The organism is Sandarakinorhabdus sp. (assembly GCF_987265915.1).
In genome coordinates this window covers 2,877,558-2,890,471 of sequence record NZ_OZ503948.1, presented here as the reverse complement: position 1 = coordinate 2,890,471, position 12,914 = coordinate 2,877,558, and the positions used below count along the sequence as shown (strand labels likewise).

Below are 12,914 nucleotides of genomic sequence, written 5' to 3'. Positions count from 1 at the left end.
GGTCCCCAAAATGAACCAGGCATGGAACGCTGCGGCAAGCCCACTGCAGGTCAGACCCAGACGCCTGTTCCGACGCAATGTCGTGCCGCCATTTGGCAGCCGCTGCGCCATGCCGGTCTGTCATGGCTTTGGCATCTTCACCGGCCACAGCCTGTCCAGCAAAGCTGATGAAGTCTGCCGATTGGATGGATGTTTTCAGGCTTGTCTTGAGTTGCTCAGTTAGGCGACGGGTCCCCGATCGCCCCTTCGCCTGCCGATCGCGACGGCCTGCGCGTGCAGGGCCGCTGCCTGGAAGCGCGCTATGGCGAGGGGCAAGGTCAGGCGGCTTCTCTCAGCGCTTTCAAGGTTTCGACTTCTTGCGGATTGCGGGCGAGAATTTCGATCAGACCAATAGCCGCGTCGCTGGGTGCCATCACCCCGCTTTCATATTTCTGAAAGGCGCGCCGGCCGCCGCCGATCAAACGACCCGCCTCTTCCTGGGTGAGTCCCAGTTGCTTGCGCACCCGCCGGACATGAGCGGCATAGGCCGTTTTCAATTCCTGATAGATACGATCACTTTCAGCCAGATCGGTGCCGCTGAACAGGGCATCGCTGTCATCGTCAGGATACCAGCCGGGCACATCGACGCTGCGGGCGAAGGCCCCGAACCTTATGGCCTGTGCCCGCACGCCGCGCCGCAGCGACTTGCCGGTTTGCGGATGGATGCGTTCTTCCGTCATTGGCCGCGTTCCTTGAAGGAGGTCAGCACCACGTCGATCAACGTTTCGCCGGCGAACTTCAGATAGAGTTGCCGACCGTCCCAGGGCAGGCTGTAGCTGTCGTGCCAGATTTTTGGGTTGGGCGGGCTGTGTGCTGTTTCCGATTTGATGAAATCGCCCGGTTCGAGGGCTTGCACAACATCCACGACGTCAGCCAACCCGAAGCCCAGGCCGCGGGCGGCCGAGACGGCAGTGCGGGTGATTTCCAGTGTCTCCATCTTGGCGAACTTCGCTTGCACCGCCTGCAAATCATGGTGCGGGCGGCGTTTGATCATGCGACCTGATACACCTTGAGGGTTAAAAAAGCAACGCCCGCGCCAGCACCGCTGCATATATTGCGGTCAGTTTCTCCAAGTCCCCCACCGCCGCCTGTTCGTCCACCTTGTGCATGCTCAGACCCGGCAGGCCGAATTCCACCACCGGGCACAGGCGGCGGATGAAGCGGGCGTCGCTGGTGCCGCCGGTGGTGGACTGGTCGGGCGTTTCGCCGGTGATGTCGTGGATGGCAGTGGCGATCATGGTCGAAAATGGGCCGGGTTCGGTGAGGAAGGCTTCGCCGGAGATGGCGATATCGACATGGGCGGACGCCGCGTGGGCGGCGACAGTGCGGCGAATCCAGTCGGAGAGGGATGCGCCCGTGTGTTCGTTGTTGAAGCGGATGTTCACCCGCGCGCGGGCCTGGGCGGGGATGACGTTGGTGGCCGGGTTGCCGACATTGATATCGGTGATTTCGAGGTTCGACGCCTGGAACCAGCTATTGCCGTCGTCCAGCACCCGCGCCTTCAGTTCGGCCAAGATCGCCACCAGCGGGGTGATCGGATTCGACGCGCGCTGCGGATAGGCGACATGGCCTTGCGCGCCATTGACCGTGATCCAGGCGTTCAGGCTGCCGCGCCGGCCGATCTTCATCATGTCGCCCAGGTGGCTCTGCGAAGTGGGTTCGCCGACCAGGCACAGATCGGGCACAAGATCATTGGCCTCCAGCCAATCCAGCATCTTGTTGGTGCCAAAGGTGGCGGGGCCTTCTTCATCGCCGGTGATGATCAGGCTGAGGCGGCCTTGCAATGGGCCGCGTGACAGATGCTGCGCGCAGGCGGCAACCATGGCGGCCAATGCGCCCTTCATATCGGCGGCGCCGCGCCCGACGATGAAGCCATTGCGGATTTCGGCGGCGAACGGGTCCTCGCTCCAACCGGCCAGATCGCCGGCTGGCACCACATCGCTGTGGCCGGCGAAGGCGAAGTGTGGGCCTGGCGATCCGGATATGGTGGCGAACAGATTGTCGATCGGGCCATCGGGCGGATGGCCGAACGGCAGCCGCGTGCAGGCAAAGCCCAGGCCGGACAAAGCGGCTTCCAGCACATCCAGCGCGCCGGCATCCGCGGGCGTCACGCTGGGGCAACGGATCAGGGCCTGGGTGAGCAAAATCGGATCGATCATGGTCCGGCCTTGCGCATCAACACCGCCAGCCGGTCAAGATAGGCGGCGATGCGCCGCGCATTGACGCCGAGATCGCCTTCCCCGACGCGGGATTTCGATCGCACATCGATGCGGGTGCCGGCCCCGTTTGCGGTCAGCCGGATCACCACATCGTCGCGAAAGCCCCACCAGGCGACGCGCGCCACCGCTTCGATACGGCCGGCGGCGCGATCCGCTGCGATGATCTGCCAATCTTGCTCGCACGCCGCCAGCGCCAGATCATAGGCTTGGGGACGCGGCAGCGGCAGATCGAGCGGGCGGATATCGGGATAGGCGCGGGCCTGTTGCGGGGCGAAGGCCGGGTTGTACCCGATCGGCGTCACATCGGGCCCGCGCACATCGCCATTGATGGCCACGAAGGCCGGCGGTTCAGCCATGTCGGTGCTGATGTCGTTGATCGGCGGCTTGTCACTGCCGGCCACCGCCAACGCAAGGGCGGCCGCAACCGCCGCAAAGCCGACGGCCGCGGCCACCACCGTCACCGTGCCGCCGCGCCGGCGCAGCAGCTGCACCAGGCACCAGATGGCACCGATGCCGGACAGCAACGCCGCCATGGCGAACAGGCCCAGCGCCGCCTGCCAGCCCAGCACATCATAGCGGTGCAGCGGCCCGGCCAGCAGCACCAGCAGCGCGGCGGCCAGCGTGGCGCGGGCGATCTTGGCTGAAAAACCCGATCTGGCGCCGGCCGTATCGGCCATCAGCGCCGCATCCCGCCCGGAATGTCATAGCGGGTGAAGCTGTAATCCTCGGTCATCGCGGCATCGCGCCATTCGATCACGAACGGGTGTTGCAGCACGCGGTCCACATAGGCGCGCGCCACATCGCCCACTGGTAGATGATAGCTGTCGATGCGCGTGCAGGTGGGCGCGAACATGATGTCGGCGGCGCTGAAGCGGCCGAACAGCCAGGGTTCGCCGGTTTCGGCGCCAAACCGCCCCAGCGCTTCTTCCCACAAGGTCTCCAGCCGGCGCACATCGGCTTGCACCTCGGCCGGGGCAACGAAATTGGGGAAATGATGTTGCAAGTCCATCGGGCACTTGCTGCGCAACGGGGCAAACCCGCTGTGCATTTCGGCGCACATGGCATAGGCCAGCGCCCGCGCCTTGGGCTCGCGCGGCCAGAAGCGGTCATGCCCGGCCTTGTCAGCCAGATAGAGGATGATCGCCAGCGAATCCCACACGGCTTCGCCATGATCCCACAGCACCGGCACCTTGCCCGATGGCATGTCGTGCTTGGCCTCGCCGGATATCCAGGCGGGCGAATCCATCACCCTCAGTTCGGTTTCGAACGGCAGCAGCGATTGCCGGGCGGCAAGCCAGCCGCGCATCGACCAGCTGGAATAGGTGCGATTGCCGATGATGATCTTCATGGAATGCCGGCCCCGGTTCTGGATGGCCGCAATCATCGCGCAATCGGCGCATGCCGGCAACCCGCCGCTCGGTTGCGCACGCGCCTTTGCCGGCCCTGTTGCAACTGAGAATGCGCTGGCGCTGGACGCGGCGGCGGCTTTGCGGCAAGGAACAGGGGATTTTGGGGCAACAGACGGGATCAACATGCCTGACAATACGGGAATCGTCGTGGACACCGGCCTGGTGCGCGAACTGGCCGAGCTGCTCGACGCCAACAACCTGACCGAGATCGAAGTGCAGGATGGTGAGCGGGTGATCCGTGTGGTGCGCGCCGCGGCGCCGGTTTCGGTGACCGCCGCGCCGCACTATGCGCCGGCCTATGCGCCCGCGCCGCCGGCTGGCGGCTGGCCGGCACCGCCGCCGCCGTCGTCCGCCGCCTCCACCCCGGCCTCCACCGCCGGTGACGATGTGCGCAATCATCCCGGCGTGGTGAAATCGCCGATCGTCGGCACCGCCTATCTGACGCCGGAACCGGGCGCGGCCGCGTTCGTCTCCGAAGGGGCGACCGTGAAGGTGGGCGACACGCTGCTGATCATCGAAGCCATGAAGGTGATGAACCCGATCACCGCGCCGCGCGCCGGCACCGTGCGTTCGATCATGGTGAAATCCGAACAGCCGGTGGAGTATGACCAGCCCCTGCTGATCATCGAGTGATGCCGGTGTTCAAGAAGGTCCTGATCGCCAACCGGGGCGAAATCGCGCTGCGCGTGCACCGCGCTTGCCGGGAAATGGGTATCCGCACCGTCGCCGTGCACAGCACCGCCGATGCCGATGCCATGCATGTGCGGTTGGCCGATGAAGCCATCTGCATCGGGCCGCCATCGGCCACCGATTCCTATCTGAACATCCCGGCGATCATTTCGGCCGCCGAGATTGCCCAGGCCGATGCCATCCATCCCGGTTACGGTTTCCTCAGCGAAAATGCGCGCTTTGCCGAGATCGTGCAGGAACATCGCATCACCTGGATCGGGCCCGATCCCGAACATATCCGCAAGATGGGCGACAAGGTGGAGGCCAAGCGCACCGCCGCACTGCTCGGCCTGCCGCTGGTGCCGGGCTCAGACGGCCCGGTGGAGAGCATGGAAGAGGCGCTCGCCGTGGCCGAGATCATCGGTTACCCGGTGCTGGTGAAGGCCGCATCCGGCGGCGGTGGCCGCGGCATGAAGGTGATCCCCGATGCCGCCAGCCTGCCCGGCCTGATTTCCCAAGCCAAGTCCGAAGCCAAGGCGGCCTTTGGCGACGACACCGTCTATATCGAAAAATATCTGTCGGAACCGCGCCATATCGAATTCCAGATCTTCGGCGACGGCCATGGCGGTGCCATCCATCTGGGCGAGCGCGATTGTTCGTTGCAGCGCCGCCACCAGAAGGTGCTGGAGGAAGCCCCGTCGCCGGCCTTGGGTGCGGCCGAACGCGCGCGCATGGGCGAAGTGGTGCGCAGCGCCATTTCCAAGCTGAAATATCGCGGCGCCGGCACCATCGAATTCCTGTGGGAAAATGGCGAGTTCTTCTTCATCGAGATGAACACCCGCCTGCAGGTCGAACATCCGGTGACCGAAGCCATCACCGGCATCGATCTGGTGCGCGAACAGATCCGCGTTGCATCGGGCCTGCCGCTGTCGGTAACGCAAGATCAGATCAATTTCGAAGGCCATGCCATCGAATGCCGCATCAATGCCGAAGATCCGGCGACCTTTGCGCCGTCACCCGGCCGCGTCACCGATTTCCACCAGCCCGGCGGTCTGCATGTGCGGGTCGATTCGGCGCTCTATGATGGCTATCGCATCCCGCCTTATTATGATTCGCTGATCGCCAAGCTGATCGTGTACGGCGCGAATCGCGATGAATGCCTGATGCGGCTGCGGCGCGCGCTGGAGGAATTCGTCATCCACGGCCCGAAAACCACCATCCCGCTGCACCAGGCGTTGATCAAGGACCCGGATTTCCAGGCCGGCGAATATTCGATCAAGTGGCTGGAGCGCTGGCTGGCGGCCAAGGCCGCAGCGGCGGCAGGATCGCCTGACGCCTGATCACATTGGCTGTGGCGTTGGCCGCGTACCCAAGGCAAATAGTTCATCGTGAGCCGGCCGATCGTCAACCGCCTCGATCCCGACATGCTGCTGCGCGCCTATGCCAGCGGCATCTTCCCGATGGCCGAGCGCGCCGATTCGACCGAAGTGTTCTGGGTGGAACCGCGGCGGCGCGGGGTTCTGCCGCTGGATGGCTTCCATCTGCCGCGCAGCCTGGCCAAGACGCTCAAGCAGCAGAATTTCCGCTTCACCGTCGATCACGCCTTCGCCGATGTGCTCGCTGGCTGTGCGAAGGCAGCGCCAGGGCGCAGTGAGACCTGGATCAACCCGATGATTGCCGAGGCCTATCTGGCGCTGCACCAGCGCGGCGATGCGCATTCGGTGGAGGCGTGGACCCCAACCGGCGAACTGGCCGGCGGCCTGTATGGCGTGCGGCTGGGCGCGGCATTCTTCGGCGAATCGATGTTCACCAACGTGCGCGATGCCAGCAAATGCTGCCTGGCGGCGCTGGTGGCGCGGCTGCGGCTGGGCGGGTTCACGCTGCTCGACACGCAATTTTTGACCAGCCACCTCGCCGGCTTTGGCGCCACCGAGATTTCGGCGCGCGATTATCGCAGTCAATTGGCGGCGGCGGTGGCCGGTTCGGCGGATTTCTTCGCCGGCGATGATTCCGGCGCCGGAGAGCGCGGCTTTGGTCCGTCGGGAAAGCGCATCGTGCAGCTTTTGAGCCAGACGTCGTAGCGCGGATGCTCCATCACGTTCAGGCTGGGCGTTTCGGCATAGAGCCAGCCGGAAAACACCCGCCGCGCCGGCTGACCGCGCAGCGTTTCATTCACCTGCAGGAACGCGCCTGACAAAGTGGGCGATTCCCACGGCGGCGTGGTTTCGCAGGTGCGTGCGATGATGCGGATGCCGGTGAAATCGACATATTGGCCGGGCTTCAGCGTGAAAAACTGTGTCTTGCCGGTGCGCTTGGCGAGCGCGCCGATCACCAGCACGCGATCCTTCACCGGGGTTGGCGCGGTGACACGCGGCGCTGGTTGCGGGGCAGGGGTGGCTGCGGCAGGAGCGGATGCCGCAGGCGGGGCCGGCTGGGCGATCACCGGGCTGGCTGCCAGCGCCGCCAGCAACAGCAATTCAGGGCTTGGGCGCATCGGCGCTGCCTTGCGCGGCTGGCGGCTCCCCGCCGGAGCGGTTCACCACGCTGCCGATCAGGCCCATCAGATCAGGCGCGCCTGATGTTTCGACGATTTCCTCGCCATCCTTCAACAGCGCCGAATCGCCGCCGGGCGTCAGGGCGATGAAATTGCCGCCGAGCAGCCCTTCGGAACTCACCGCGGCCGACGAATCGATCGGCAGTTTCAGGCCGCGATCCACCGTCAGCTTCAGCACTGCCTGATAGCTGGTGGGATCCAGCTCCAGCCCGGCGACCTTGCCGACCCGCACGCCCGCGACCTTCACATCGGTGCCGAGCGTGACGCCGCCGATGTTGGGAAAGCGCGCCAGCAGGGTGACGCCATCCTGGCCGCCACCCGCACTGGTGCGTGCCCAGGCGAAGCCGACGAAACCCACCGCCATCACCACGACCAATAGGCCGACAATGGCTTCGATCAGATTGTCTTTCAGGGTGCTGGCCATGGCCGCTGTCAGGCGTCCGGCGTCCAGGCGCGGTAATCTCCGGTGGTGGCGGCGCGCTTGGTGCCAGCGATCAGCGCGCCGGCGGGGCGGTGCGCCAACCTGGTGCCGGTGGCGTTGGGCGTCCAGCCGCGTTCCCAGGTGCGGGTGATCAGCGGCTTGGTGCTGGGCGGATCATTGACCGTGCGGTGCATCCACAAATGCCATTCCGGCGGGATGCGGCTGGCTTCGGGTTCGCCGTTGTAGATCACCCAGCGTTTCTCGGTGGGGCCGCTGCCCTTGCGGTAATAGGTATTGCCCTGATCATCGCGGCCGACCTCCGTGCCATGGCGCGCGGTGAAGATTCGCGTGGTCAGGCCGGGGCCGTTCCACCAGGTAAAAAGCATCGAGAGCAGCGACACGGGCAGGTTCCTTCGCGGCACTCCAAGCATATTTTGCCGCAGCCGCGCAACCCCGGCGACGTTCGGATAGGCGCGGCCGGAAAAAGCCGCTAACCAGCGCTCCCATGATCCAGCACCCATTGGCGCCTGCGGCGTGAACCGCGCCCTGGCCTTCATCTTCGTGACCGTGCTGATCGATGCGATCGGCTTTGGCATTGTCATCCCGGTGTTTCCGGAATTGATCATGAAATTGACCGGGCGTGATCTGGGCAGCGCCGCGCAGGTGTCGGGCTGGATCGCCTTCATGTATGCCAGTGTGCAGTTCGTGATGGGGCCGGTGATCGGCGGACTGTCGGACCGTTTTGGCCGGCGGCCGGTGCTGCTGGCCAGCCTGGCAGCGTTCAGCCTCGATTATCTGGTGATGGCCTATGCGCCCACGCTCGCCTGGCTGGTGGCGGCGCGGGTGGTGGCCGGCATCACCGGCGCGACCTTCCCCACCGCCTATGCCTATATCGCCGACGTGACGCCGCCGGAAAAGCGCGGCGCGAATTTCGGCGTGATCGGCATGGCGTTTGGCTTCGGCTTCATCATCGGGCCGGCGCTGGGCGGGCTGGTGGCCAAATTTGGCTCTGAAGTGCCGTTCCTGCTGTCGGCAGTGCTGGCGATGAGCAATTTTGTCTATGGCCTGTTCGTGCTACCCGAATTGCTGCCGCGCGAGCGCCGGCGGCCGTTTGACTGGCGGCGCGCCAACCCGGTCGGCGCGCTGATTTGGCTGAAGTCGGCGCATCCGGTGGTGCTGATGCTCGCCGCCACCGTGCTGGTGTGGACGATTTCCTACCAGTCGCTCTACTCGATCTGGTCGTATCACGGCCAGCTGCGTTACGGCTGGACGCCGGAACAGGTCGGCTGGAGCCTGGCCGCGGTCGGGGTGTCGGGCGCGCTGGTGCAGGGTGTGCTCAGCCGGCGTTTGATCCCGCGGTTCGGCCAGCGCCGCATCATCATCTTCGGGCTGATTTCGGCGGTGGCCGGCTACAGCACCTATGCAATGGCCGATGTGGGCTGGATGGTTTACCTGGGCATTGCGGTGTCGTGCTGCCAGGGGCTGGTGTTCCCCTGCCTGCAAGGCTTGATGTCGGCCGAGATTGGGCCGACCGAACAGGGCGAACTGCAAGGCGCGGTGGCGTCGATCCAGAGCCTGTCGGCGATCATCGGGCCACCGTTGATGACCAACACGTTCGGCTGGTTTTCCGGCGGCGGCGCGCCGGTCTATGCGCCGGGGGCACCGTTCGTGCTGTCACTGGTGTTTGTCGGGCTGACGGCGGTGCTGTTCTTCCGCGCCCACGCCGGGCGGCGGGTGGTGGCCGCGGAGTAACCTCTCCCCTGAGCCGAAGGCGAGCGAAGCGCAACGGGAGGGGCGTTATTGGCGTGCCTGGAACCAAGGCGTGATGCGCGCGATGGCGTCCTCGACGAGCGGCGTCGAAACCGCGAAGCTGAAGCGCAGATAGCGATGCCCATCCACCGGATCGAAATCGAAACCCGGCGCGCAAGCCACGCCGGTATCGCGCAACAATTGTTCCGCCAGCACCATGGCATCGTCGGTCAGATGGCCGACATCGGCCCAGATATAGAAGGCGCCATCGGGCGGCGCGATCTTGGTCAGCCCCATGGCCGGCAGTGCCGCCAGCATCAGGGCCCGATTGGCGGTGTAGCGGGCGACATGGGCTTCCAGTTCGTCCGTGCAGTCCATCGCCACCAGCCCGGCATGCTGCGACAGCGTCGGCGCGGTGAGGAACAGATTGCCCATGCGTGCCCGCGCCGCGCCGAGCAGATCATCCGGCGCCACCAGCCAACCCAGCCGCCAGCCGACCATGGAGAAATATTTGGAGAAGCTGTTCACCACCAGCGCATCCGGCGCATATTCCAGCGCGCTCGCCACCGGGCCGACGAAGGACAAGCCGTGGTAGATTTCATCGGACACGATGCGGATGCCGCGCGCCTTGCACACCGCGGCGATGGCGGCCATTTCGTCGGCAGGAATGATGGTGCCCGTGGGGTTGGCCGGGCTGGCGATGATGACACCCGCCGGCGCGGGATCGAGCGCCGCCAGATGCGCGGCGGTGATCTGGTAGCGGCTGTCGGCCCCGCAGGCCACTTCCAGCGGGCTCAAGCCCAGCGCGTGGCAATTGTTGCGATAGGCGACATAGCCGGGGCGGGCGACGGCAATCACATCGCCTGGGCGAAAGGCTGAACTCAACGCCAGCACCAGCGCCGGCGACGCGCCGCAGGTGAGGATGATGCGCTCCGGCGCCACGCTGACGCCGTGGCGATCCGCATAAAGCTGCGCGATGCGGGCCTTGAGCGGTTCGGATTCCCAATAGCTGCCGGGATCGGTGGCCAGCACTTGGCTCGCCCGCGCGATGGCGGCGGCCGGCGCGCCGGTGGAGGGCTGGCCGAATTCCATGTGGATGATGCTGCGGCCTTCGCCCTCCAGTTGGCGGGCGAGCCGCGACAGGGCGATGGCGTGGAACGGTTCGACGGGATCGGGACGGAGCATGGCCGCTGCCTTAGCCGCAATGGGCCTGCGTTGCACAGGGGGCCCGGCGCTGGCATGACGCCGCGATGATGCTGCGCTGGTTGCTCTTGGTGATGCTTGTCTGGCCGCTGGCGGTGCAGGCTACAACGGTCGCCGCAGCGGCCGATCTGCGCACGACGCTGCCGGTGCTGGCGCAGATACATGAGGCCGCCACCGGCCAGCGCCTGACCCTGGTGTTCGGATCGTCGGGCAATCTGGCGCAGCAGGCGATGAACGGCGCGCCTTATGATCTGCTGTTGATGGCCGATGCCGCCACGGCGCAGCGCGTGGTGGCGGCGTCGCCCGGCGCCGTGGCCCGCCCCTATGCGCTGGCGCGGCTGGCGCTGGTGCTGCGGCCGGGTGCCGGCGTGCGCGATCTGGCCGGGTTGAAGGCCGCGCTGATCGATGGCCGCGTGCGCCATCTGGCGATCGCCAATCCGGCCCATGCGCCCTATGGCCTTGCCGCGCAGGGCGTGCTGGCGAGTCTGCGGGCGGCCGAAGTCGCAAAGTCCAAGCTGGTGCTGGGCGACAATGTTGCCCAGGCGCTCAGCTTCGTGACCAGTGGCGCGGCCGAGGCCGGTCTGGTGGCATTGCCGCTGGCGCGGGAAGTGGGTGACGGCCTGATCGTCGTGCCGGTGCCGCCGGCGCTGCATGCGCCGCTGGTGCAGACTTTGGTGGTGATGCCGGGCGCCGATGCGGCGGCGCGCGCGTTCGCCAACCGGCTTACCGGGCCGCAGGGGCGCGCGGCGCTGCGCCGGGCTGGTTTTGGCTTGCCATGATCGCTGCGGATCTGACGGCGCTGCGCTTGTCGCTGGCGCTGGCCGGCGCGACGTCGTTGTTGCTGTTGCCGGTGGCCGTGTTGCTCGGGCATTGGCTGGCCACCACGCGCTGGCCCGGCAAGCCGCTGCTGGAGGCGTTGTTGCTGCTGCCGCTGCTGCTGCCGCCCACCGTGGTCGGGCTGGCGCTGCTGATCGCCATGGGGCCGGAAACGCCGGTCGGCCGGGCTTGGGCGGCGATGACGGGCGGCCGGCTGGTGTTCAGCTTTGCCGGCATCCTGCTGGCTTCGGTGCTGATCAACCTGCCGCTCGCCGTGCAGCCCGCGGTGCAGGCGTTTCGCGGTGTTGGCGATGATCTGCGCCGGGCGGCGGCCAGTTGCGGCCTGTCCCCGCTGCAATCCTTTGGCCGCGTGGAACTGCCGCTGGCCTGGCCGGGGCTGGCCACCGGCGCCGTGCTGGCGTTTGCGCACACGCTGGGCGAATTCGGCGTGGTGCTGATGGTCGGCGGCGCGATCCCCGGCGAAACGGCGACGCTCAGCCTCGCCATCTATGATCGGGTGCAGGCGTTCGACATGGCCGGCGCCGTGCGGCTGGCGCTGCTGCTGGCCGGGGTGAGCGTGACGGCGACAGCGCTGCTGTTCCTGCTGGGCCGGCAAAGGCAGGCTGGGCGTGGTTGACGGGCTGCGCGTGGCGCTGACCCGGGCCGGCCCACTGGCTGTGGACGCGCGCCTGCACGTGCCGCCGGGGCAGACGCTGGCGCTGGTCGGGCCATCGGGGGCGGGCAAGACCAGCCTGTTGCAGGCCATTGCCGGGCTGGTGCCGGCCGCGGGCCATGTGCAGGTGGGCGGTGATGTGTGGCAGGATGACCGGCAAGGCCTGCCGGCCTGGCGGCGGCGTGTGGGGCTGGTGATGCAGGGTGGCGGGCTGTTCCCGCATCTCGATGCGCTGGGCAATGTGATGATCGCACAAACGCGCCGCGATGCCGGTGCGGCGCTGGCGCTGCTCGCGGCCGTGCAACTGGATGGGGCTGTGGCCCGGCGGCGGCCGGCGCAATTGTCGGGCGGGGAACAGATGCGCGTTGCGCTGGCGCGCGCCCTGGCGCGTGAACCGGCGCTGCTGCTGCTCGATGAACCGTTCGCGGCGGTGGATCGCCCGGTGCGCCGCGCGCTGGTCGCCCTGGTGGCGCAGATGCGCGCGCTTGCCACTGGCCTTGGGACCGCCGCGCCGATGATCATCGTCACCCACGATCTGGACGATGCCGCCGGCATTGCCGATACAGCGGCATTCATGGTGGATGGCCGCATCGTCGAACAGGGGCCTGACCTGCTTGGCAACCCGTTGAGCCAACTGGGCCGCTGGCTGAACGGTTAGAACAAGGCCGCCATCACGGCATAGCGGCCGCCCTTGGCCAATGTGACCAGCGCCAGGAACAGCCACGGCGGCGTGCGCGCGGCGCCGGCGATCAGGGTGAAGCCATCGCCGATGATCGGCAGCCAGCTGAGCAGCAGCGTGCCCACGCCGTAGCGATTGAACAGGCGCGTGCTGCGCTGCCAGCCCGCATCGGTGATCGGAAACCAGCGTCGATGCCGAAAGCGCGCCGCCGAACGGCCGAGCAGATAGTTGAGACACGCGCCGAGCACATTGCCAGCGGTCGCCACCGCCACCAGCAACCAGGGCGACAGGCTGCCGGCGTGCAGCATGGCGGCCAGCACCAGTTCCGATTGCGCCGGCAGGATCGATCCGGCCAGCAGCGCGCTGGTGAACAGGCCGGCCAGTGCGGTGGCATCGGTGATCATCGACGGCGGCATAGCCGACCAGTGGCGGCCGACCAAGCCCGGCCGGCGCGCCCCGCACCAAAACCTTCAAGCGAGGGTT

The 12,914-nt window shown here is 66.8% G+C and carries 16 protein-coding genes and 1 pseudogene; 7 read left to right on the top strand and 10 right to left on the bottom strand.

Annotated features, from left to right (window positions below; translation table 11 throughout):
- Positions 1–317: 317 nt before the first annotated feature.
- Genes AC6UUM_RS13815 through AC6UUM_RS13795 form a run of 5 tightly spaced genes read right to left on the bottom strand, consistent with a single transcriptional unit; the run spans position 318 to position 3,606 of the window.
- Positions 318–719, bottom strand: coding sequence for a type II TA system antitoxin MqsA family protein (locus AC6UUM_RS13815; protein WP_500802842.1), 402 nt, complete (start codon positions 717–719; stop codon positions 318–320).
- Complete coding sequence (locus tag AC6UUM_RS13810) at positions 716–1,033, bottom strand: type II toxin-antitoxin system MqsR family toxin (protein WP_500802841.1); 318 nt, start codon at positions 1,031–1,033, stop codon at positions 716–718. The genes AC6UUM_RS13815 and AC6UUM_RS13810 overlap by 4 nt, the downstream gene beginning before the upstream one ends.
- A 22-nt stretch (positions 1,034–1,055) precedes the next feature.
- Positions 1,056–2,198 (bottom strand): succinyl-diaminopimelate desuccinylase, encoded by a 1,143-nt coding sequence (gene dapE, locus AC6UUM_RS13805; RefSeq protein ID WP_500802840.1) that lies wholly within the window; start codon positions 2,196–2,198, stop codon positions 1,056–1,058.
- On the bottom strand, positions 2,195–2,935 hold the full coding sequence (locus tag AC6UUM_RS13800; RefSeq protein WP_500802839.1) for a DUF1499 domain-containing protein: 741 nt from the start codon (positions 2,933–2,935) through the stop codon (positions 2,195–2,197). The genes dapE and AC6UUM_RS13800 overlap by 4 nt, the downstream gene beginning before the upstream one ends.
- Complete coding sequence (locus tag AC6UUM_RS13795) at positions 2,935–3,606, bottom strand: glutathione S-transferase (RefSeq protein WP_500802838.1); 672 nt, start codon at positions 3,604–3,606, stop codon at positions 2,935–2,937. Before AC6UUM_RS13795 ends, AC6UUM_RS13800 begins: the two co-directional genes overlap by 1 nt.
- A gap of 184 nt (positions 3,607–3,790) precedes the next feature.
- On the opposite strand from AC6UUM_RS13795, the gene accB reads away from it, so the two are divergent.
- From accB to aat, 3 genes are read left to right on the top strand one after another with little or no spacing between them, the layout of a single operon-like run.
- The gene (gene accB, locus AC6UUM_RS13790; RefSeq protein ID WP_500802837.1) at positions 3,791–4,300 is read left to right on the top strand and encodes an acetyl-CoA carboxylase biotin carboxyl carrier protein; all 510 of its coding nucleotides are present in this window, start codon (positions 3,791–3,793) and stop codon (positions 4,298–4,300) included.
- Positions 4,300–5,676 carry an acetyl-CoA carboxylase biotin carboxylase subunit gene (gene accC / locus AC6UUM_RS13785; protein ID WP_500802836.1) on the top strand — a complete coding sequence of 459 codons (1,377 nt, stop codon included), beginning with the start codon at positions 4,300–4,302 and terminating at the stop codon, positions 5,674–5,676. The genes accB and accC overlap by 1 nt, the downstream gene beginning before the upstream one ends.
- 48 nt (positions 5,677–5,724) lie before the next feature.
- A complete protein-coding gene (gene aat, locus AC6UUM_RS13780; protein WP_500802835.1) occupies positions 5,725–6,417 on the top strand; it encodes a leucyl/phenylalanyl-tRNA--protein transferase in 693 nt (230 codons plus the stop codon).
- 35 nt (positions 6,418–6,452) lie between these two features.
- Here aat and AC6UUM_RS13775 read toward each other — a convergent pair.
- The 3 genes and pseudogenes from AC6UUM_RS13775 to AC6UUM_RS13765 form a co-directional block, all read right to left on the bottom strand.
- Positions 6,453–6,830 (bottom strand): annotated as a pseudogene (locus tag AC6UUM_RS13775) (DUF2155 domain-containing protein); the annotation flags it as partial.
- Positions 6,814–7,314, bottom strand: coding sequence for an outer membrane lipid asymmetry maintenance protein MlaD (gene mlaD, locus AC6UUM_RS13770; protein WP_500802834.1), 501 nt, complete (start codon positions 7,312–7,314; stop codon positions 6,814–6,816). The pseudogene AC6UUM_RS13775 and the gene mlaD, both read right to left, overlap by 17 nt.
- A gap of 8 nt (positions 7,315–7,322) precedes the next feature.
- Positions 7,323–7,712, bottom strand: a complete 390-nt coding sequence (locus tag AC6UUM_RS13765) for an NADH:ubiquinone oxidoreductase subunit NDUFA12 (RefSeq protein WP_500802833.1) — start codon at positions 7,710–7,712, stop codon at positions 7,323–7,325.
- A 133-nt stretch (positions 7,713–7,845) separates the two neighbouring features.
- Between AC6UUM_RS13765 and AC6UUM_RS13760 the strand changes: the two genes are divergently transcribed.
- Entirely contained in the window at positions 7,846–9,063 is a 1,218-nt protein-coding gene (locus tag AC6UUM_RS13760; RefSeq protein WP_500802832.1) for a TCR/Tet family MFS transporter, read from the top strand.
- A 45-nt stretch (positions 9,064–9,108) separates the two neighbouring features.
- Here AC6UUM_RS13760 and AC6UUM_RS13755 read toward each other — a convergent pair whose 3' ends face one another.
- Positions 9,109–10,245, bottom strand: coding sequence for a pyridoxal phosphate-dependent aminotransferase (locus AC6UUM_RS13755; RefSeq protein ID WP_500802831.1), 1,137 nt, complete (start codon positions 10,243–10,245; stop codon positions 9,109–9,111).
- 92 nt (positions 10,246–10,337) lie between these two features.
- Between AC6UUM_RS13755 and modA the strand changes: the two genes are divergently transcribed.
- Genes modA through AC6UUM_RS13740 form a run of 3 tightly spaced genes read left to right on the top strand, consistent with a single transcriptional unit; the run spans position 10,338 to position 12,410 of the window.
- Entirely contained in the window at positions 10,338–11,042 is a 705-nt protein-coding gene (modA, locus tag AC6UUM_RS13750) for a molybdate ABC transporter substrate-binding protein (protein ID WP_500804981.1), read from the top strand.
- Positions 11,039–11,716 carry a molybdate ABC transporter permease subunit gene (gene modB / locus AC6UUM_RS13745; RefSeq protein ID WP_500802830.1) on the top strand — a complete coding sequence of 226 codons (678 nt, stop codon included), beginning with the start codon at positions 11,039–11,041 and terminating at the stop codon, positions 11,714–11,716. Before modA ends, modB begins: the two co-directional genes overlap by 4 nt.
- Positions 11,709–12,410: an ATP-binding cassette domain-containing protein gene (locus AC6UUM_RS13740; protein ID WP_500802829.1), complete on the top strand. Its 702-nt coding sequence runs from the start codon at positions 11,709–11,711 to the stop codon at positions 12,408–12,410. Before modB ends, AC6UUM_RS13740 begins: the two co-directional genes overlap by 8 nt.
- Here the strand turns inward: AC6UUM_RS13740 and AC6UUM_RS13735 are convergent.
- Positions 12,407–12,835, bottom strand: coding sequence for a YqaA family protein (locus AC6UUM_RS13735; protein ID WP_500802828.1), 429 nt, complete (start codon positions 12,833–12,835; stop codon positions 12,407–12,409). The genes AC6UUM_RS13740 and AC6UUM_RS13735 overlap by 4 nt on opposite strands.
- Positions 12,836–12,914 lie beyond the last annotated feature (79 nt).